General features: G+C 66.3%; 19 protein-coding genes and 1 pseudogene. 5 read left to right on the top strand and 15 right to left on the bottom strand.

Annotation, left to right across the window (positions count from 1 at the left end; all coding sequences use genetic code 11):
- Window positions 1-146 precede the first annotated feature (146 nt).
- The 3 genes from CF70_RS11620 (at window position 147) to CF70_RS11610 (ending at window position 1,696) form a co-directional block, all read left to right on the top strand.
- Window positions 147-872 (top strand): GntR family transcriptional regulator, encoded by a 726-nt coding sequence (locus CF70_RS11620; RefSeq protein WP_035864360.1) that lies wholly within the window; start codon window positions 147-149, stop codon window positions 870-872.
- A gap of 191 nt (window positions 873-1,063) precedes the next feature.
- On the top strand, window positions 1,064-1,288 hold the full coding sequence (locus CF70_RS11615; protein ID WP_035864358.1) for a DUF2188 domain-containing protein: 225 nt from the start codon (window positions 1,064-1,066) through the stop codon (window positions 1,286-1,288).
- A gap of 219 nt (window positions 1,289-1,507) precedes the next feature.
- The gene (locus CF70_RS11610; protein ID WP_035864357.1) at window positions 1,508-1,696 is read left to right on the top strand and encodes a DUF3008 family protein; all 189 of its coding nucleotides are present in this window, start codon (window positions 1,508-1,510) and stop codon (window positions 1,694-1,696) included.
- Window positions 1,697-1,814: 118 nt separating this feature from the next.
- On the opposite strand, the pseudogene CF70_RS38775 reads toward CF70_RS11610, so the two are convergent.
- A pseudogene (locus tag CF70_RS38775) lies at window positions 1,815-2,239 on the bottom strand (MFS transporter); the annotation flags it as partial.
- A 205-nt stretch (window positions 2,240-2,444) separates the two neighbouring features.
- Entirely contained in the window at window positions 2,445-3,428 is a 984-nt protein-coding gene (locus tag CF70_RS11600) for an aldo/keto reductase (RefSeq protein WP_035864355.1), read from the bottom strand.
- Between the two features lie 198 nt (window positions 3,429-3,626).
- On the opposite strand from CF70_RS11600, the gene CF70_RS11595 reads away from it, so the two are divergent.
- Window positions 3,627-4,535, top strand: coding sequence for a LysR family transcriptional regulator (locus CF70_RS11595; protein WP_035864353.1), 909 nt, complete (start codon window positions 3,627-3,629; stop codon window positions 4,533-4,535).
- A 123-nt stretch (window positions 4,536-4,658) separates the two neighbouring features.
- Here the strand turns inward: CF70_RS11595 and CF70_RS11590 are convergent, their stop codons facing one another.
- The gene (locus CF70_RS11590) at window positions 4,659-5,393 is read right to left on the bottom strand and encodes a hypothetical protein (RefSeq protein WP_035864350.1); all 735 of its coding nucleotides are present in this window, start codon (window positions 5,391-5,393) and stop codon (window positions 4,659-4,661) included.
- A gap of 334 nt (window positions 5,394-5,727) precedes the next feature.
- Between CF70_RS11590 and CF70_RS11585 the strand changes: the two genes are divergently transcribed.
- A complete protein-coding gene (locus CF70_RS11585; protein ID WP_035864346.1) occupies window positions 5,728-6,039 on the top strand; it encodes a high-potential iron-sulfur protein in 312 nt (103 codons plus the stop codon).
- 24 nt (window positions 6,040-6,063) lie between these two features.
- Here CF70_RS11585 and CF70_RS11580 read toward each other — a convergent pair whose 3' ends face one another.
- The 12 genes from CF70_RS11580 to CF70_RS11525 form a co-directional block, all read right to left on the bottom strand.
- Window positions 6,064-6,468: a Na+/H+ antiporter subunit G gene (locus CF70_RS11580; protein ID WP_035864494.1), complete on the bottom strand. Its 405-nt coding sequence runs from the start codon at window positions 6,466-6,468 to the stop codon at window positions 6,064-6,066.
- 61 nt (window positions 6,469-6,529) lie between these two features.
- Window positions 6,530-6,805, bottom strand: coding sequence for a K+/H+ antiporter subunit F (locus tag CF70_RS11575; protein ID WP_035864345.1), 276 nt, complete (start codon window positions 6,803-6,805; stop codon window positions 6,530-6,532).
- Window positions 6,790-7,293: a Na+/H+ antiporter subunit E gene (locus CF70_RS11570; protein ID WP_035864343.1), complete on the bottom strand. Its 504-nt coding sequence runs from the start codon at window positions 7,291-7,293 to the stop codon at window positions 6,790-6,792. Before CF70_RS11570 ends, CF70_RS11575 begins: the two co-directional genes overlap by 16 nt.
- Before the next feature lie 4 nt (window positions 7,294-7,297).
- A complete protein-coding gene (locus CF70_RS11565; protein WP_035864341.1) occupies window positions 7,298-8,830 on the bottom strand; it encodes a monovalent cation/H+ antiporter subunit D in 1,533 nt (510 codons plus the stop codon).
- Window positions 8,827-9,198 carry a Na+/H+ antiporter subunit C gene (locus tag CF70_RS11560; RefSeq protein WP_035864339.1) on the bottom strand — a complete coding sequence of 124 codons (372 nt, stop codon included), beginning with the start codon at window positions 9,196-9,198 and terminating at the stop codon, window positions 8,827-8,829. The genes CF70_RS11565 and CF70_RS11560 overlap by 4 nt, the downstream gene beginning before the upstream one ends.
- Entirely contained in the window at window positions 9,198-11,993 is a 2,796-nt protein-coding gene (locus CF70_RS11555; RefSeq protein ID WP_035864338.1) for a monovalent cation/H+ antiporter subunit A, read from the bottom strand. The genes CF70_RS11560 and CF70_RS11555 overlap by 1 nt, the downstream gene beginning before the upstream one ends.
- Window positions 11,994-12,122: 129 nt before the next feature.
- Window positions 12,123-12,569 carry a universal stress protein gene (locus CF70_RS11550; protein WP_035864335.1) on the bottom strand — a complete coding sequence of 149 codons (447 nt, stop codon included), beginning with the start codon at window positions 12,567-12,569 and terminating at the stop codon, window positions 12,123-12,125.
- 404 nt (window positions 12,570-12,973) lie between these two features.
- A complete protein-coding gene (locus tag CF70_RS11545) occupies window positions 12,974-14,833 on the bottom strand; it encodes an OPT/YSL family transporter (protein ID WP_081862135.1) in 1,860 nt (619 codons plus the stop codon).
- Window positions 14,834-15,193: 360 nt separating this feature from the next.
- A complete protein-coding gene (locus CF70_RS11540) occupies window positions 15,194-16,537 on the bottom strand; it encodes an MFS transporter (RefSeq protein ID WP_035864489.1) in 1,344 nt (447 codons plus the stop codon).
- A 113-nt stretch (window positions 16,538-16,650) separates the two neighbouring features.
- The gene (locus CF70_RS11535) at window positions 16,651-17,859 is read right to left on the bottom strand and encodes a 3-hydroxybenzoate 6-monooxygenase (protein WP_035864333.1); all 1,209 of its coding nucleotides are present in this window, start codon (window positions 17,857-17,859) and stop codon (window positions 16,651-16,653) included.
- A gap of 57 nt (window positions 17,860-17,916) precedes the next feature.
- A complete protein-coding gene (gene maiA / locus CF70_RS11530) occupies window positions 17,917-18,561 on the bottom strand; it encodes a maleylacetoacetate isomerase (protein WP_035864331.1) in 645 nt (214 codons plus the stop codon).
- Window positions 18,562-18,584: 23 nt separating this feature from the next.
- A complete protein-coding gene (locus tag CF70_RS11525) occupies window positions 18,585-19,283 on the bottom strand; it encodes a fumarylacetoacetate hydrolase family protein (RefSeq protein WP_035864329.1) in 699 nt (232 codons plus the stop codon).
- Between the last annotated feature and the right edge of the window lie 14 nt (window positions 19,284-19,297).

The raw sequence follows: 19,297 nt of genomic DNA, 5'->3' as shown, positions 1-19,297 counted from the left end.
TGCATTTTGCATTCAAAATACTTTAGCAGACGAAAGGACCTCCTTCCAAGCGCTGAATGCCTGTAAACACTGGGTGTTTACCCCGAAGCTGCGCGTCTGGCGGGAGATGCAGTAAAATGCGGAAAACGCAAAGATAAGGACTTTGTATGCAGAATCCAGTTGGCGGCGACCTCTCCCGCCCTGCGCCGGTCCTCCCCAAGGTTGAACGGCAACGGCTTCACGACACGGTGGTCGAGCACCTGCGCAAATTCATCGTGGAAGGCGTGCTATCGCCAGGCATGAAGCTCAATGAACGCGAACTGTGCGAAACCCTCGGGATCTCGCGCACGCCGCTGCGCGAGGCGTTCAAGGTGCTGGCGGCGGAAGGCCTGATCGAGATTTCTCCCAACCGGGGCGCCAGCGTCTCGCGCATGACGGAATCGGAAGTGTGGGAAACCTTCGAGCTGATGAGCGGCCTCGAAGCTTTTTCGGGCGAGTTGGCATGCGAGCGCATCACGCCGGCCGAACTGGCGGAGATCAAGGCGCTGCATTATTCGATGCTGGCCTGCCGCGTGCAGAACGACCTGCCGGGCTACTACAGCCGCAACCAGGAAATCCACGACCGGATCAACGAAGCGGCGCGCAATGCCACGCTGCGCCAGACCTACCAGAGCATCAACCGGCGCCTGAAGGCGCTGCGTTTCCGCTCGAATCACGAGACCGACAAGTGGGACCGCGCGGTGCACGATCACGAAGACATGATCAAGGCACTGGAAGCGCGCGACGGCAAGCTGCTCGGCTCGATTCTCAAGCGGCACCTGCTGGAAAAGCGCGACGCCATCATGCGGATCCATCCGGATCCCGTCGGCGACCCGCCCACGGCTAACGCGTAGGCGCGCCGGAAAGCACGGCATATTTCTTGCGGCGATGTCCTGACGAGTAAAGCGCTACCGCCACACCTGCACTGAAACGGAGCCGGCTCCCCCTCGCGCCTTTGTCAGACGCTCCCCGATGGTCAAGCGTCACGTCGGGTCCAGAATGGAAGTATTCACACGTCCCGACACGCCCCAAACAGGAGATCGCCATGACAGCCAGGAATATCCACGTTTTGCCGCACGGCACCGGCTGGGACGTGATCCAGGAGGGGGCGAGGTATGCCAACTCGCATCACACGTCCCAGGAGGACGCCGTGGAAGCCGGTACCCGGGACGCCCAGCGCGAGCACGTCGAACTTCTGATTCACGGCCTGGACGGACAGATCCGTGCGCGCAACAGCTTTGGCCACGATCCCCGTTCGGTGCACGGCTGAGCGCCGCGTCCTGAAGACTTTGTTACCGGCGTTGCGCTATTCGCCGCCACTGCCACGCGGCAGCGGCGCCAAACCCGAGCGGCCCAACCCGCGAGGAGGCGTATCCCGCCGGCAGGCAAGCCTGGCGTTGCGCGGGCACGTGCTTTGCGCCAAGCGCATACCCCGCCGCCATCCGGTGGCGGCTTTGGTCATGCATTGCATACGCGAAGGAGGATCTCCATGCACGCGAAGTCAAGGGCACAACAAATGGCCGCTGGCGTGGCGCTTTCCGCGAAGCGCGGCGACCGGAAGGCAAGTAGCCTGAAAGGCGCCTCGAAATCCATGCTCAGGTCGATAGGCGAAGCCGAACTGCACGACATGGCCGCCACGAGGCAAAAGGGAAAGCCGGGCCATACGAGCAAGTCATAAGGCCATAAGGCCATAAGGCGTTCCGCCAGACTCGCCCAGACAAGGAAGACACCGCTCGGGGCGAGTCCGGGCCGCTTCACCAATCTGTTGAACCCCGAGCCGGCCTGATAACGCTGGGGATCTGTCCACCCAGGCTCGGCCCGAGCAGCGGAGCGATTGCCATCACCGTCATCGGCGTAGACATCATCTGGGCCGCGCGGTGCCCTGCATGGAGGTCGCGCACCATCGCACGGGCCAGCACGACGCTGGCGCACGCTCCCACGGCCTGCAGTACGCGCCAGCCGATCATCATCTCCACGCTCGTCGACACCGCGCAACCGGCCGAACCGATGACGAACAGAACGAGCCCGATGGCGACCGGCAAGCGACGGCCATAGCGATCGCCGACGGGGCCCCAGACAAGCTGGCCCAGGCTAAAGCCGGTCAGATACCCCGAAATCGTCAGCTCGACAGTACCGGCGCCGGCATGAAGCGCCGCGCCCATGGCAGGCAGAGCGGGCAAGTAGAGGTCTGTCGGTCTGTCGAAATCGAAGCGAAGGCCATCAAGATGCTCAGGATCGCGAGGACCCGCGTGCCGCCCGCATCCGCGGCCTGGTGCGCGGATGCGTTCTCGGCAGCGCCGTCGGGAAACCTGCCCGGCTGGCCGGAAGGTGGATCGTTCAATGACATGGTTCGATATCCTGCTGCGCACGGCAAACGCGCCGGTACCCGGAAGGCCGGACACCGGCGCGTTGCTGCCACAGGCAAGTCAGCGATCGACTCGCTGCTGGAGATGGGCCGGGTAACGATCACCCGCAACGGTGATCTGTTGCAGCGCCGCCTCGATGACGGACAAATCCTCGGCCGACAGTTCGACGGCGGCCGCGCCGACGTTCTCATTCAGCCGGTGCAGCTTCGTGGTACCCGGAATCGGTGCGATCCACGGCTTTTGCGCCAGCAGCCAGGCGATCGCAATCTGTGCGCGCGTGGCGCCCTTGCCGTCCGCAATCCGGCCAAGTACCTCGACGAGGCCCGCATTGGCCTTGCGGTTTTCCTCGGAGAAGCGTGGCACAACGTTGCGGAAGTCAGTCTTGTCGAACGTGGTGCCCGCGTCGATGGCTCCGGTCAGGAAGCCCTTGCCTAGCGGGCTGAACGGCACAAAGCCGATGCCGAGCTCCTCGAGGGTCGCCAGCACCTTTTCCTCCGGCTCGCGCCACCACAACGAATACTCGCTCTGCAGCGCCGCCACCGGCTGCACGGCGTGCGCGCGGCGGATCGACTGCGCGCCAGCCTCGCACATGCCGAAGTGCTTGACCTTGCCCTCCCGGATCAGCTCCCCGACGGTGCCGGCCACGTCCTCGACCGGCACGGCCGGGTCGACACGATGCTGGTAGAACAGGTCGATGCGATCCGTCTTCAGACGCTTCAGCGATGCCTCCGCGACGGCGCGGATACGCTCGGGCCGGCTGTCGAGGCCCTTTGTCGAATCGCCGTCCTTGAAGCCGAATTTGGTGGCGATCACCACCTGGTCGCGAAATGGCGCCACGGCCTCTCCAACCAGTTCCTCGTTGACGAACGGGCCATAGGCCTCGGCCGTGTCAAAGAACGTGATGCCTTGCTCGAATCCAGCCCGGATCAGCTTGATGCCTTCGGACTTTTCAGTGGCCGGGCCGTATCCGAAGCTCAAGCCCATGCAGCCAAGGCCGAGTTCCGAAACCTCAAGACCGCTGTCACCTAGTGTGCGCTTTTGCATAATCTCTCTTTTCCAAATGTCGCAGCGAATCGTTGCCGTTGATCGGGCGCTACTGTCACGGCCTTTGCAGGGAGGCCGTAGCTGCGCGGGCAACACCTGACACGTGTCAGTCGCTATTTGCTGTGGTGGATTCTAGGTTGCTGTACTTCATTCAACAATCCGCCTACCATTTCACAAGGAGTTGAGATTAATTCATCAATGATGCGCGCTGGTCTGTCCGAACTGACTGCTTTCATGACCATCGCCGAGCAGCGAAGCTTTCGCGCGGCCGCGCGCACGCTGGGCGTTTCGCCGTCGACGCTAAGTCACGCAATGCGGAATCTCGAAGCGAAGCTGGATGTGCGATTGTTTAACCGGACGACCCGGTCGGTCGCGCTGACCGAAGCGGGTGAACAGCTTCTGCGGCGCGTCAGGCCGGCCATCGCCGAAATTGAGGATGCGGTAAATGAAGTCGCGTCAGCAAGCGACCGGCCGTCGGGCTCGATCCGTATCAGCGCATCCGAGTCCGCGGCAAGGCCGCTTGTGCGCCATGTGCTGCCGGACTTCCTGGCGGCTTACCCCGGCATACACGTCGAGTTCATCGTGGACACACGACTCGTGGATATCGTGGCCGACGGTTTCGACGCCGGCATTCGGGTTCTGGACGATGTGCCGCGCGATATGATCGCCGTCCGCTTCGGACCTGACATGCGGTTCGCCGCAGTGGCATCCCCGGAATACCTCTCGCGTCACGAGCCGCCGAAAGCGCCACACGACCTGGGGCAGCACCGGTGCGTCCGCTTCCGGTTCGAGAGTGGCGCGCTCTACCGCTGGGATCTCGAGCATCGCGGCAAAAGCGCCAGCATCGATGTCGACGGGCCGCTGACGCTCGGCAACCTGAATCTGATGGTCGAGGCAGCGCTGGCAGGTATCGGCATCGCCTGGGTCCCGGAAGATCAGGTTGCGGAGCACTTGGCCTCGGGCCGGCTGATCCACCTGCTGCCGGGATGGAGCCCTTCCTTTCCCGGCTTGTGCCTCTATTACCCGGCCAACCGGCACCCGCCTACCGCGCTGAGGCTGTTTGCGCAGGCGGTGCGCGAGTGGGCCAGCCGTCGGCCGGCGTTGTGACGATCAGTAATGACGATCAACGCGGTCTGGCGCAGGAGATCGGCCGGAAATCGTTCACTTCAGCGCCCGCTTTTCCGGAACGGGGCAAAGCAGCGGAGGCAACGAGCGTTGCCTCCCCCTTCCTCAATCCGCCGAACTGGCGGGAAGCACCGAAACGCGGACGCTGGTAATGCCCAACGGCTCGCGCCCGGCGGCGCCACGCGCGGCGGAGGGATCGCTCCAGCCTTGCAGCGTGTTGGCCAGTGACCGCAACAGCGCCGTGCCTGCCACGGACGCCTGCTCAAGCCCCAGCAACACTTCGAACGACGCGCTGCGCTCGCCCGCGGCCTGCAGCCGCGCGTCCAGGTTGGCCAGCAGGTTGTAGACGGCATTGCCCATCTGCAGCACGAAGCCGCTCTCCAGCCCGAGCTGCCGGTATTGCGGCCGAACCCACGACTCGACCAGGGTCACGAAGATCACACCGGTTTCGTCGGCATTGATTTCGAACGCGCAATAGCCGACCGGATGCAGGTCCCGCGCGAGGATCAGCCGGTAGAAGAGGACCTGGCCGCAGACCTCGTCACTATCCATGTCCATCTCGAACGCCTGGCCGGGCTCCCAGTCCTCGCTGTCAAGGACTTCGCCGGATACAGGCGCGTCGCCGCCGGGCAACGGTACGCCGGCTTCCGCTTCAAGCTGGGCACGCAGGGTTGCCAGCACTTCGTCGCGTCCGGGCGCTTCCGGCGGTTCGGTATAGATGGCAAAATGCTCGCCCTCGGCCGTCCCGGCGAAGTCCGGGCCCATCAAGGGCGACAGTTGCAACGCTAGCGGTTCCTGCAGCGCCTGGCGGAGGGTATCGGTGTTGGTGCGAGCGGTCATGGGCGTAGTGGTGGATGGCGTGTGGTTGGCGTGGCGGCGGTGAACCCGCCTGCGGCAAAAAAGGTAGCGCCGAGTTTGCCATAGGCCAGCCAGCGGAGCCACGATTATCCCGATTCACCCTGGCTTGTCCATTCCGCGGAGAATCCGGTGGCGGCGAAGCGCACATGCCGCGCCAGGCGGCGGCCGCTGTGCCACAATCGACACCAGCCGCACGCCGGAACTCCCCCACAGAATATCGGCCTTCACACCAGTCAGCCAGGCGCCGCGCGCGGTCCGCTACCGGTGATGCCGTCGAGTCCGGCAGTCGTCAATCCCTACAGAAAAAGGAAGCCGCATGTCGACCCGCCGTCAATTCCTGAAGACACTGCCGGTAGCCGTGGCCGCAAGCCTCGCGGCCGTTGCGGCGCCGTCCGGCGCCGGCGCGGCCACGCTCGATGAGAAGGATCCGCAGGCCGTCAAGCTGGACTACAAGGCGGACACCCGCAAGGTGGACCAGGCGAAATTCCCCAGGCATGCGGCCAGCCAGACCTGCGCCAACTGCCAGCTGTTCCAGGAAGGCGCCAGTCCGTCGACGGGCAGCTGCGTGCTGTTCGGCGACAAGCAGGTGGCCGCCGCCGGCTGGTGCAGCGCGTGGGAGCAGGGCTGAAGACTGGACGCCATGCCGGCGCCGTCAGCTCTCGGGAACCTTCCCCGCCGATGATGGATCCGCGCCCTGCCCGCGCGGCTCGCTGCGCTCCCGGTCCTCCGCCTCCCATGTGCGCCCCCGTGTGCGCGGGTCGACGGGCAGGCGCTGCTGCATCGCCGCCTTGGCCAGCATATGGGCGCTGATTGGCGCGGTCAGGAACAGGAAGGTGGTGATCAGCAGTTCATGCAGGCTCAGGCCGTTGCCCTGGTTGCTGAAGAACACAACCGAAGCCACCACGACGCCACCGACACCCAGCGTGGTGGATTTGGTTGGCCCGTGCAGGCGCATGAAGAAGTCCGGCAGCCGGAACAGCCCAATGGCGCCGACGAGGGCAAACACGCTGCCGATCAGCAGCAGCACGCAGGTAGCGAATTCCGCGATTGGGCTCATATTGTCCATTGGGCCTCCCGTCATGGTTGCCGGACCGGTCCGATCCGTTCGAGCCGGCTGATCACTTCAGTTCGATGATGTCGCCGCGCTGCAGGTACTTGGTCAGGGCGACGGTGCCGATAAAGCCCATGACCGCGATCAGCAAGGCAACCTCGAAGAACAGTTCCGAGCGCAGCCAGATGCCAAACACCACGATCAGCGCGATGGCATTGATATTGAGCGTGTCGAGCGCGACGATGCGGTCGGACAGGCCAGGCCCGCGCACCAGGCGGATAAAGGCGAGCAGGAAGGCGACCCCGAGGATTCCCAGTGAGAGCGGTATTACGACGGCAAGCATTCAAATATCTCCCGTAGCGGCGCCTCGTAGCGCGACTTGACCAGCGCGATCAGCTTGGCTTCATTGTCCAGATCGAGCACGTGGACCAGCAGCCGGCGGCGGTCATCGCTGAGTTCGGCGCATAAGGTGCCCGGGCTGAGCGACACGATGCTGATCAGCGCGGACAGCGCCAGTTCATGCTCGACATCGATCGGCACCTGGATAAAAGCCGGGCGCATCCGCGACACCGGCCCCAGCACCAGCAAGGCCACCTCCACATTGGCCACCACGATGTCGATCAGCACGTGCGCCGCCAGGCGCAGCATCAGATCGGGCCGGCCCACGCGCATCGGACGCAGCCAGAGTCCCTTGCCGATCAGGAGCGAGATCGCCCAGCCGAGAAATGCGCCCAGCGCCCAGTCGGCAGGCGACACCCTGTTTACCAGCAACAGCCATGTCGCCAGGAGCGTCAGGCTGAGCCACGGATGCGGAAACAAGCGTTTGACCATGACCTTAGCTCCCTGCGGCCGGCAGCACCGCGCGCAGGTAGGCCGCGCGGTCGAACAATTGGGCGGCGGTGTCCGCCAGGTACCGGCTCAGCGGCTGCGCGAACAGGACCAGCGCGACGCTGCAGGCCAGCAGGAAGGCGCAACAACCCAGCTTCCAGCCATCCGGCGCGACCCGATGGTAAGCACCGTGGCGCTCGGGATCGTGTTCCTGGGGCAGGCGCCAGAGCAGGCGCGTGCCGGTACGGCTCACGGCAATCAGCAGCGCCAGGCTGGATAGCAGGACACCCGGCCACAGCACGGCCGCAGCCGGCAACGGCGCGCTGCGCATCACCATGACCTTGCCGATGAAGCCCGACAGCGGCGGCAGGCCGATCGCCGCCAGCGCCGCAACCAGGAACAGCGCGCCTGCCAGCCGCGAGCCGTGGACAACCGGGACAGGCTGCCCCGCCGAGCCCGCCGGCGGCGCCGGCTCAAGCGCATCCGCCAGCAGGAACAGCGCCGCCGTGCACAACGTGGTACTGAGCAGGTAATACAGCGCCCCCGCCCAGCTTTGTCCGGTCTGCATCGATACGCTGGCCGCCAGCAGCCCGACCGATGCCAGCACGAGGTAGCAGGTCAGCGTCTTCAGGTTGGGGGCGGCAAGCGCCCCGAGCGCGCCAAACCCCATGGTGGCGAGCGCCATCCACCAGACCCAGTCATGCAGGAACGCCGCCAGCATGCCGTCGGGCGCGCCGAAGATCAGCGCGGCGCAACGCAGGATGGCGTAGATGCCCACCTTCGTCATGATGGCGAATAGCGCGGCGGCCGAGCCCGTCGCGCTGGCGTAGGCCTTGGGCAGCCAGAAGAGCATGGGGAACAGCGCCGCCTTGAGTCCGAAAACAAGCATCAGCATGGCCCCCGCGGCCGTGGCCAGCGGCACGTCGGCAGGCGGCAGCCCGGCCAGCCGGAGGCCCATGTGCGCCATGTTCAGGGTGCCGCTCAGCCCGTACAGCACGCCGATGGCGATCAGGAAAAAGGCCGAGCCCGCCAGGTTCAGCAAGACGTAATGCAGCCCGGCGCCGATCCGCGCGCGCCCGCCGCCATGCACCAGCAAGGCATAGGAGGCGATCAGCAGGATCTCGAAGAAGACAAAGAGGTTGAAGAGGTCGCCCGCCAGGAACGCGCCATTGAGGCCCATCAGCTGGAACTGGAACAGGGCGTGGAAATGCCGCCCCATCCGCGCGTCTCCCCTGCCCGCAGCCACCACGGCAGCCGCGCCCAGCACGGCGGTCAGCAGCAGCATCAGCGCGCCAAGCCGGTCGAGCTGGAGCACGATGCCGAACGGCGCCGGCCAGTTGCCGACGTGATAGACCGGGATGGCGCCGGTGGCTGCCTCCAGGACCATGCAGGCAGCCACCGGCAACAGCAGCAGCGCGACGGCCGTACTCAGCGTGCGCTGGACCCGGAGCCAGCGCAGCGGCATCGCCACCAGTAAACCGCCTGCGAACATCGGCAGCAGGATGGGCAGAAGGATCGAAAAAGGCAGGCTGTGGTTCATGGGCCGTCCGCCTTGTTCCTGCCGGCGCCGCCGGCCTCCTGCTGGCCCGTTTCCTTGCCATCCACATGGTCACTGCCTGTGAGGCCAAGCGAGCGCAGCGCCAGCACCACCGCGAATGCGGTCATGGCAAAACCGATGACAATGGCCGTCAGCACCAGTGCCTGCGGCAGCGGGTCGGCATACCGCGCCCCGCTGGCGATGACCGGCGGGCGGCCGCTGGACAGGCGGCCCATGCCCAGCAGGAACAGGCTCACTGCGTACGAGATCAGCGCCAGTCCCAGCACCACCGGGAATGTGCGCGCGCGCAGCAGCAGGTAGATGCCGCAGCCCATCAGGATGCCAACCGTGCAGGCGTAGACGGCTTCCATCAGGCACCCTCCCGCGCGTGGATGCGCTTGTCGCGCACGCCGAGGTGCGACACGATCAGCAAGGTCGTGCCCACCACCGTGAAATAAACGCCGAGGTCGAACAGCATGGCAGTAGCCAGTTCGATTTCGCCCAGCACCGGCAAGTGAAAGTGCCCGAAGGCCGTTGTCAGGAACGGGAAGCCGAACGCCCAGCTACCCAGCCCGGTCAGCCCGGCCACCAGGATGCCGCTGCCCGCCAGCGCGCGGTAATTCAGCGCGATGCGCGCCTCGGTCCACAGCACGCCACTGGCCACATACTGCAGCAGCAAGACCACAGCCGTGATCAGCGCGGCGATAAAGCCTCCGCCCGGCAAGTTGTGCCCGCGCAGCAGCATGAAGACCGCGACCAGCATGGTCAGCGGCAGCATCAGCCGGGCCAGGATGGCCAGCAGCAACGGGTGGCTCTGACTCGACCACGGCAGCCCGTTGGGCCCCGCCTGCGGCGCCGCCAGGCGCATGCCCTTGAGCAAGGCCTGCACCGCAAGACCGGCGACCAGCAGCACGCAGATCTCACCCAGCGTATCGAAGCCGCGGAAATCCACCAGGATCACATTGACCACATTGTGGCCGCCGCCACCTTCAACGCTGTTGGCCAGGAAAAAGGCGGAAATCGAATCATAGGGCCGGGTCATCACGGCATATGCCAGGACGGCTAGCAAGCCGCCGCTGCCCAGGGCAAGGCAGGCATCGCGGACACGCCGGGACACCGGCGAGGCGTCCGGCCGGTCGATGGGAAGGAAGAACAAGGCCAGCACCAGCAGCAGGATTGTGACGACCTCGACTGAAACCTGCGTCAGCGCCAGGTCGGGAGCCGAAAACCACGTAAACGCCAGCGCCACCAGCAGCCCGCACGCGCCCAGCAGGATCAGCGCGCTCAGCCGTTGCCTGTGAGCGAGCACCACGCCGATCGCCGTCAGCCCCAGCAGCGCCATGCCTGTCACGGTCATCGCGTCGAGCGGGCCGGTGGGCAACGGGCCGGCCAGCGTGTCCAGATCCGCCAGGAAAGTGGCCGGAATCAGCAGCATGGCGGCCACCATCCACGCCAGATAGCCTTGCAGCGAGCCGCTCTCGAACGCCCCGGTCATGCGGCCGGCCAGCCGCGCCAGCCAGCCGATGGCCGCCTCGAAGGCATCGCGGGCGTTCAGGTGGAGCATGCGTGCGTGATGGCGATGGAAGGCTTGGCGCCGGAAGAAGAAAAACACCGAACCGCAGACCATCGAGATCAGGCTCATCAACAAAGGCAGGTTGACGCCATGCCACAGGCTCAGGCTGTACGCCGGCAACGGCCCGCCCAGCGTGGCCAGGGCCGCGGAGGCCAGCAAGGGCCCCACTGTGTACGCGGGGAACAGCCCGACCACGAGGCAGATGGCAACCAGCACCTCCACCGGGATCCTCATGGAACGGGGTGGCTCGTGCGGGGGGTAGTTCGGCAGGTCGACCGGCTTGCCGTCGAAGAACACGCCGTAGATAAAACGCAGCGAGTACGCCACCGTCAGTGCCCCTGCGAAGGTCGCCGCCGCCGGGATGATCCAGTTGAACTCACCGAGCAGGCCTTGCGCCAGGGTCTCGCCAAAGAACATCTCCTTGCTCAGGAAGCCGTTGAACAGCGGCACGCCCGCCATCGACAACGAGGCCACGATGGCCAGCAGCGCGGTATGCGGCATGTAGCTGCGCAAGCCCCGCAGCCGTTGCAGGTCGCGCGTGCCGGTCTCATGGTCGATGATGCCCGCCGCCATGAAGAGCGACGCCTTGAACACGGCATGGTTGAGGATGTGGAACAGCGCAGCCACCGTGCTCAGTTGCGTGTCCAGCCCGAACAGCAGCGTGATCAGGCCGAGATGGCTGATGGTGGAATACGCCAGCAAGCCCTTCAGGTCGCGCTGCAACAAAGCCATGCCGGCGCCAACCACCAGCGTGGCCAGGCCGGTGAGGCTGACCATGTAGAACCACCAGTTGGTGCCATCCAGCACCGGATAAAGCCGGGCCAGCAGGAAGACGCCAGCCTTGACCATGGTGGCGGAATGCAGATACGCCGAGACCGGCGTGGGTGCCGCCATGGCGTGCGGCAGCCAGAAACTGAAGGGAAACTGCGCGGACTTGGTGAACGCCGCCAGCAGGATCAGCGACAGCATCAGCGGATAGAGCGGGTGCCGTTGCACCGTGCCTGCCTGCGCCAGCACATCGGACAATTCCATGCTGCCGCAAATGTGGCCGAGCAGCAGCACGCCGGCCAGCAAGGCCAGCCCGCCCCCGCCGGTCACCGTCAGGGCCATGCGAGCGCCCTTGCGCGCGTCCGAGCGATAGGACCAGAAGCCGATCAGCAGGAATGACACGATGCTGGTCATCTCCCAGAACACCGCCAGCAGCAGCAGGTTGCCGGACAGCACGACACCGAGCATCGCCGCCATGAACAGCAGCAACAGGGAGAAAAAACGTACGGTGGATTCGCTGCGCGGCAGGTAATAGCGCGCATAGAGAATGACCAGCAGCCCGATGCCCAGCACCAGCAGCGCGAACACATACGCCAGTCCGTCCAGCCGCAGGCTCAGGCTCAGCCCGATATCCTCGATCCAGGGCTGCCGCCAGACGATGGCGCCGCCATCGGCCACCCGGCCCCGCGCGCTGAGCAGCAGGCCCAGGCCCGCCAGCGGCGTGGCCACCACGATGGGCGCGGCCAGGCCACGGGCCAGACGCCGGGCCAGCGGCATCAGCACCGCGGCGAACAGCGGGAGCGCAATCAGCCAGACCATCAACATCGGCCACCTCCGGGCGCCGGGCCAGCGATGCGGCTGGACAAGCTGTTCGCGGCGAGCGCCACCATGGTCATCACTCCCTCCTGCATGGCCGGCACCGGTGGGGTGCGGGCTGTTGAACGGGAAAGCGCTTCAGGTACCGGTCGTTGCCTCGTCCCGGTTGACGACAACCACCGGCACTTGCGATTTGCCGAGGATCGTCGTGGCGACGGAACCGAGAATGGCATTGGCCAGCGCACCGCGCCGCTTGGAGCCCACCACGATCGCGTCGGCATCCAGCTCGGCCGCCAGCCGCATGATCTCATGCGCGGGGTCGCCAGTGACCCAATGCCGATGCATCTCGGTGGCAAGCGGGCCCAGCGCCGCGCCGACCCCGTCGAACGCGCGGGCCGCAGATGCCTTGTTCTCCAGCGCAAGCTCCGCGCCCGGCATCACCTGGCGCCCCGCCGCGCCCAGCGCCGGCGAGACATGAACGACATGCACCACCAACGGCGGCGCGAACAACGGCCGTGTCACCAGCCTTGCCGCTGCCGCCTCGCTGCTTGGCGACCCGTCTGCTGCAAGCACTACAACTGTCATGGAGCTATCACCTCTCATCCAATGCACGCGGCCACGATCCGCGCATGCGAACCGGTCGCCCGGCGCCGGCCGGCCGGCGCTCGCGCCGCCGGCAATCATTTTGCGCTACAACCGCCCGCCCTCGCCCGCGCGCGGCTGGCAGGCACAAAGAATTCAGATCTGTCTCAAGAATATTCAAAACGGCGCGCTACCTGAGCGTGGCCACGATTCGCGGCCTGTCCGCAAGGTGCTGCCGGGCGATGGTAGCCCTGACACACATGAGCGCAATGCGTCACCCATATTTCGATAACGCCCGCGTCGTCCTGCCGTCCCGATCACATTGGCCGGCCCCGCCGGAACCACTGGACGGAACACACGCCCTGCAAATAGGAAAACGAGGGGTGGATGCACAAGACAAAAGCGGGCTAGCCCATGGCCGTAAAAACCAGGCCCGCTATGCCGAGCCCCACCGTCGCCAGCGCATCGCCCGCGATCAGCCCGCCGCCCACCAGCGACGTCGTGCTCATGTCCTCAGGCAAGGGGTCAGGCGTGCCCTTCGACCCCGGCAGGCTATTGAGCACGCTGGCCACTACCCCGCCCAGCGCGAACCACGCGGAGGTGGGAAGGTTGACGAATCCGCCAAAGGAGGACGCATAGGGCGACGGCAACACCACGGTATCCAGCAGGAAGTCCGCAATGCGTCCAACCGTGCCGGCCTGGACGAAGCGCTGATAGCGCGCCCCCGATCTGACCAGCAAGCGCAGCAGCGCCGTGGCAAAGCCCAGGGCGATGCCGAGTGCCACCGCCGTGCGCTGGTGCGGCAGGTCATCGGCCAGGCCACGCAAGGCACCTACGATCTTGTACGTCATGGCCGATGCCCAGCGATGCGGCTGATCGCTGGCGGCAAGCGCGGTCTGGTCCAGCGCCAGCTCGGGATAAGCACCCATGAACAGCCTGGCGAACAGCACCGCCAGCACCGCGCCGGCGACAATCCCCGCCACCTGGAAGCGAAACTGCAAGGTACGATTGGTTCCGAGCCGCCAGCCGGTGGAGCGGTCCTGCTGCATATCGCACGCCTCGCTGGTCGATACCAGCAGCACCGTCGCCGCGATCAGCCCCACGTGCGGGTTGCGCAAGCCAAGCGCGGCCATCAGGATCACGGAAAGCACGAAGGCCGAGGAAATCGGGTTCTGGTCGACCATGCCGACCGAGATGCCATTCACCATCGCGAACACGAACACCAGCAGCACCGCCAGCACCAGATAGCCCGCGGGCTGGTGGAGCAGCCCCGCACCAACCGCCACGATGGCGGCGCCCCAGAACAGCACCCACGCCGCCAGCCGCCACTGGCTGCCCCGCGATGGCCTTGCGGGCCCGGGCATGCCGCTGCCACGCAGGCGCCGGTGCTGCCGGTACGCCTTGAACAGGATCAGCGCGATATCGACCAGCGCCGCGCCCATGATCATCCCAAGCGCGATCAGGAAGGTAATTTTGCGAAACGGCTCGCCTGGCGCCAGCCAGCCGATCGAGATGAAGAACGGAATCAGCGCCCAGCCCGCCAGCCCGGCCACCAGCGCGGCAAGGCCGATGCGCGCGCCGACGATCATGCCGGCGCCGAAGGTGGACGCCGACAGGTCGATGGCGGCAAGCCGATCGATCCGGGCCGCGCCGATACCGCCGACAATGCCCAGCACCGTGCCGCCGGCCAGGCGGGACAACGACCGCCGGAGCAGCACCGGATCGGTCAACGCGCGCAGGATATTGGCCACCGCCAGGCCGGACGGGAAAGTGAGTTGCAGGCGGTCGACCAGGATCGGGGTGTACAGCATGCCCACGCCCACCCCGAACATGCCGACGCAAAGCATGTACAGCATCAGTTGCCACAGCGGCGGCTCGGCCATGCCCATCCAGGTCATCGCCTGGATCACAACGGCCATGCCGCTCATGCCGGCCACCGACGAGGCGATGGTCTGGATATAGTTCGCCCCGTGGCGCCCTTCGGTGCCGTAGCCATAGGTCACCGTGGAGCCGAGAATCCCCGCCAGGACCTGTCCGCCCACGAAGAAGCCGAGCGAGAAGTTCATATAGGCCGCGGCAACCCCGCCGAGCGGGCCGAGCACAAAAACCCCGACGGCGCCGAGCAGCACGTAGTACCGCCATCCGCCCTGCTCCGGCAGCCAGGCCCAGCGCCGGCCAGTGCCGCCGCCGTATGCTGGCGGCAAGGGTGCCGGCTCGGCATGCGCGCGCGATGCGGCGTCTTGCGGTGGCCTGCGGGCTGCCGTCATTGGCTCCCCCATGCGCGCCTGGCGCATCAGTGGCTGCGTGGCTCGAAGGAAACAAAAAGTGCCGTGAGGCAGAGGCGGCCTGCTGGAGAGGGAAAGACAACCGTGCCTGGGCTGGGGAGATGCTACCGCGAGCGGGGTAGCGCGAGGCGTGCGTTCGTGCGCAAGGGCACCTTATGCCGGCCCTGCCAGGCTACACGAGGTGGCTACACAAGGCGGCCCGCACAAAAAAGACCGGACACGAGACGTGTCCGGGAACCCATTTGCTGACTCAGATCGTGTCACAAACCCGAGAAACTCAAATGATACGCATTATCATTTAAAAGATCAAGAATAAGCCAGCTTGCCGGCCCGGCTCAGTCCTCAGGCGGCCACCGCCATGTGCCGCGCCTGGCCCGCGTGATGACGCCCGAACCGGAGCATGGTAGCGCCCGCGATCACGGCCGGGATCCCCACCAGGAGGAACAGCGCCGGCATCGTCAGGCCCAGCGACAGCATGGTGCCGCCACCCACCGATCCCACCACCGAGCCCATCCGGCCGACCCCATTGGCCCAGGCCACCCCGGTGGCGCGGCAATCGGTGGGATAGTAGGCCGCGGACAGCGCGTTGGCACCGACCTGCGAACCGGAAACGCAGAACCCGGCGGCGAACACCGCCAGGCCCGCCAGCCAGGGCACGGCGGTCAGGCTGCCAATAGCCGCCACAAAGATACCCGCCAGCGTATAGCTTGCCGCCAGCACGTAGTGCGGGTTGGCGCGATCCATCAGCCAGCCCAGCACGATGGCGCCGAGGGTGCCGCCCACCTGGAACATCGTGGTGACCAGCGCAGCGGTCTTGAGCGAGACGCCGGTCGTACGCAGCAGCGTGGGCAGCCAGCTGGAAAGCAGATAGATCACCAGCAGGCTCATGAAGAAAGTGAGCCACAGCAGCAGGGTGCCCCGCACCAGCTCGGGCTTGAACAGGTGGGCGGCCGGCGAGCCGGGCACGCGCTTGTCCGTGACCACGATGCTGCCGGGCGCAATCGGCTCGCCCGGCGCGATCCGTTGCAGCGTAGCGGCAACCCGCTCCGGCTGCTTGCCGCTCATCACCAGGTACCGGACCGACTCGGGCAGTTTCCACAGCAGGAATGGCAACAGCAACAAGGGCAGCACGCCGCCCAGCAGCAGCACCGAGCGCCAGCCGTGTTCCTCGATCAGGTTCGCCGAGGCCAGGCCGCCCAGCGCCGAGCCGATGGTGAAGCCGCAGAACATGGTCGTCACCAGGAAGGAGCGCCGCTTGGCCGGGCAATACTCCGAGGTCAACGTGATCGCGTTGGGCATGGCGCCGCCAAGGCCGAGGCCGGTCAGGAAGCGCAGCGCCACCAGGCCCCACAGCGAGCCGGAGAAGGCGGAAGCCAGGCTGGCGATGCCGAAGAACAGCACACAGAAGACAAGGATGGTCTTGCGCCCGAAGCGGTCGGCCAGCGGGCCGAACAGGAAGGCGCCCGCCATCAGGCCGGCCAGCCCGGCGCCAAACAGCGGCGCGAGATGCCCGGGCGTGAGCTGCCATTCGGCGCGGATCGCCGGCGCGATAAAGCCGATGGCGGCGGTATCGAAGCCGTCGATGGCGACGATCAGGAAGCACAGTACGACGATGCCGACCTGAAACGCCGACAAGGGCTGGCGGTCGATGAACTCGGTGATACCGATGGATGGTTGGGTGGGCACGGCTGTCTCCTTCATTGTCTTTCTAGGCGGCCGATTTGCTGTCGGCTCGCCCTTGGTGGCCTTCCCGGCCTTCTCTGGCTTTCTCCGGCTTTCTCCGGCTTTCGTAGCCGGCTCTACCGCACCCCTCCCAGGCAGTCCTCGGCACGCCAGCCGTGCAGCCACTGCAGCGCGTCGTAGAACTGCTCCTGCGTCCGTCCCACCCACAGCGAATTGCGAACCAGCCGCTCCACGCCCTTGGCGTGGTAGAGCCGGCCCATCTCGCGGGCGGAGTACAGGACCCGTGCCGTGCGCGGGATGCGCACCTTCTCGTACAGCGCGAAGGCCGCCTCGAAGTCGCCGTCGCTGGCCTCGACGGCCGCGCCCAGCGTGACGGCATCCTCCAGCGCCTGGCAGGCGCCCTGCGCGAGGTACTGCGTCATCAGGTGCGCGGCATCGCCCAGGATGGTGGCGCGGCCAAAGCTCCAGCGCTCGACCGGATCGCGGTCCGCGGTGGCCCAGCGCCGCCAGGACGTCGGCCGGTCCAGCATCTGGTGCGGACGGGCATGGATGCCTTCGAAGTACGACAGCACTTCTTCCTTGCTGCCATCACGCACGCCCCACACTTCCTGCTCGCGGCTATGGAAGGTGACCACGAGGTTGTACTGCTCGCCCCCGCGTAGCGGGTAATGCACAAGATGGCAGTTGGGGCCGGCCCAGACCACCGGCGCGTTGATCCGCAGGTCGGCAGGCATGTCGGCCACGTCGACCACGGCGCGGTACACCACGTGCCCGGTCACGCGCGGCTCGTCGCCCAGCAAAGCCTGGCGCACCGCCGATTTCACGCCGTCGCAGCCAATCACCGCGTCGGCCCGGTGACGCTCGCCGTGCTGGTCGATCACGGTGACGCCGCGCTCGTCCTGCTCCAGCGCGCACACCGTGGTCGCGGTACGGAACTGGATCAGCGGGTGATCCTGCACGGCTTCCAGTATCGACAGGTGGATGTCGGCGCGATGGATCACGGCATAGGGATTGCCGAAGCGCTCGCGGTAACGCGCGCCCACGTCCACCTTGGCCACTTCGGTAGCATCGATGGCGTCCATCATCATCAGGTAGTCAGTAAAGACGGAGCGCTTGCGCGCGGCTTCGCCCACGCCCAGCGCATCGAGCGCGGCAAAGGCGTTGGCGCCGAGCTGAATGCCGGCGCCGATCTCACCGATTTTCTCCGCCTGCTCCAGCAATTCGACGCCGATGCCCTGCCGGGCCAGCGCCAGCGCGGCGGCCAGGCCGCCTATGCCGCCGCCCACGACGATCACCTTGCGGTCCGTGCTGCGAATGATATTCATGATGGTCTCCTTGGGTGCGCGCGCCGGGACAAAAACGCCCCGGGGCACCCCATTCGGTTAGCGCGCCGTGTAGTCCGGCTGCCGCTGAGGTTCTGCCTGCCGGAAGGCCCGGTGCTCGCTGGCATGGCGGTACACCGCCATGGCCCGCTCGAAGCCGCTGGTATCGCAGCCCATGCGCTGCGCGTTGGCGATCTGCGGCACCAGGCAGCAGTCGGCCAGCGTGGGCGCCGCCCCGAAGCACCACGGGCCGCGCCCGTGCTGCGCGAGCAGCCGCTCCACCGCGCCCAGCCCTTCATCGACCCAGTGCCGGTACCAGGCGTCTTTCTGCTCCGGCGATACCCCGAGCGTGTCCTGCAGGTAACGCAGGATGCGCATGTTGTTCACCGGATGGATGTCGCAGGCGATCACGTTGGCCAGTTCCAGCACCCGGGCGCGCAGTTCAGGCTCTCGCGGGATGAGTCGCGGCTCCGGGTGGTGGGCATCGAGATAGTCGATGATCGCCATCGACTGGCCGAGGTGAAAATCGCCGTCGACCAGCGCCGGCACCACGGCAGACGGGTTGATCGCGGCCACGTAATCCGCGGCGCGATGCTCGCCGACGCGAATATTGACCGGGTGGTAGTCGTAAGGCAGGCCCTTCAGGGCGAGCGCGATGCGCACGCGGTACGAAGTGGAACTGTTGAAGAAGCTATAGATCTGCACAACGCAGCCCTCGCAAAAATGAATCAGGCCACCCGCACCGACAATTCGCCAAGGCGCTCCACACCGGCGACCATCAGGTCGCCCGGCTTGACCGCCCCGACGCCTTCGGGCGTGCCGGTGTAGATCAGGTCGCCCGGTTCCAGGCGGAAGTACTTCGACAGATCGGCAACGGTCTCGGCCACCGACCAGATCAGGTGCGTTACGTCGCTGCGCTGCTTGTCGGCGCCATTGACGGTCAGCCAGATCGCGCCCTGCGCGAAATGCCCGGCGGCGCTGGCCGGATGGATCGGGCCGATCGGCGCCGAGGCGTCAAAGGCCTTGCCGATTTCCCAGGGGCGGCCCATCTCGCGCATCTTCATCTGCAGGTCGCGGCGGGTCATGTCCAGGCCCACGGCATAGCCCCACACGTGTTCCAGCGCCTGTTCCAGCGGAATATCCGAACCGCCCTTGCCGATGGCGACGACCAGTTCGGCTTCATAGTGGTAGTTGGCGGTCTGCGCCGGATAGGGCAGCGTCAGGGTCTCGCCATACGCTACCGGAATCACCGCGTCGGCTGGCTTGCAGAAGAAGAACGGCGGCTCGCGATCGGGATCGAAGCCCATCTCGCGGGCATGCGCCGCGTAGTTGCGGCCCACACAGTAGACGCGGCGCACGGGAAACTGGTCGCTGCTGCCCACGACCGGAATGGCCACGGTAGCGGGAGGAGTAATGACGAAAGGCATGGGGAAACCCTCAC

It is taken from the genome of Cupriavidus sp. SK-3, from assembly GCF_000611145.1.
Lineage (GTDB): Bacteria > Pseudomonadota > Gammaproteobacteria > Burkholderiales > Burkholderiaceae > Cupriavidus.
This window is presented reverse-complemented; position numbering and strand designations above follow the sequence as displayed.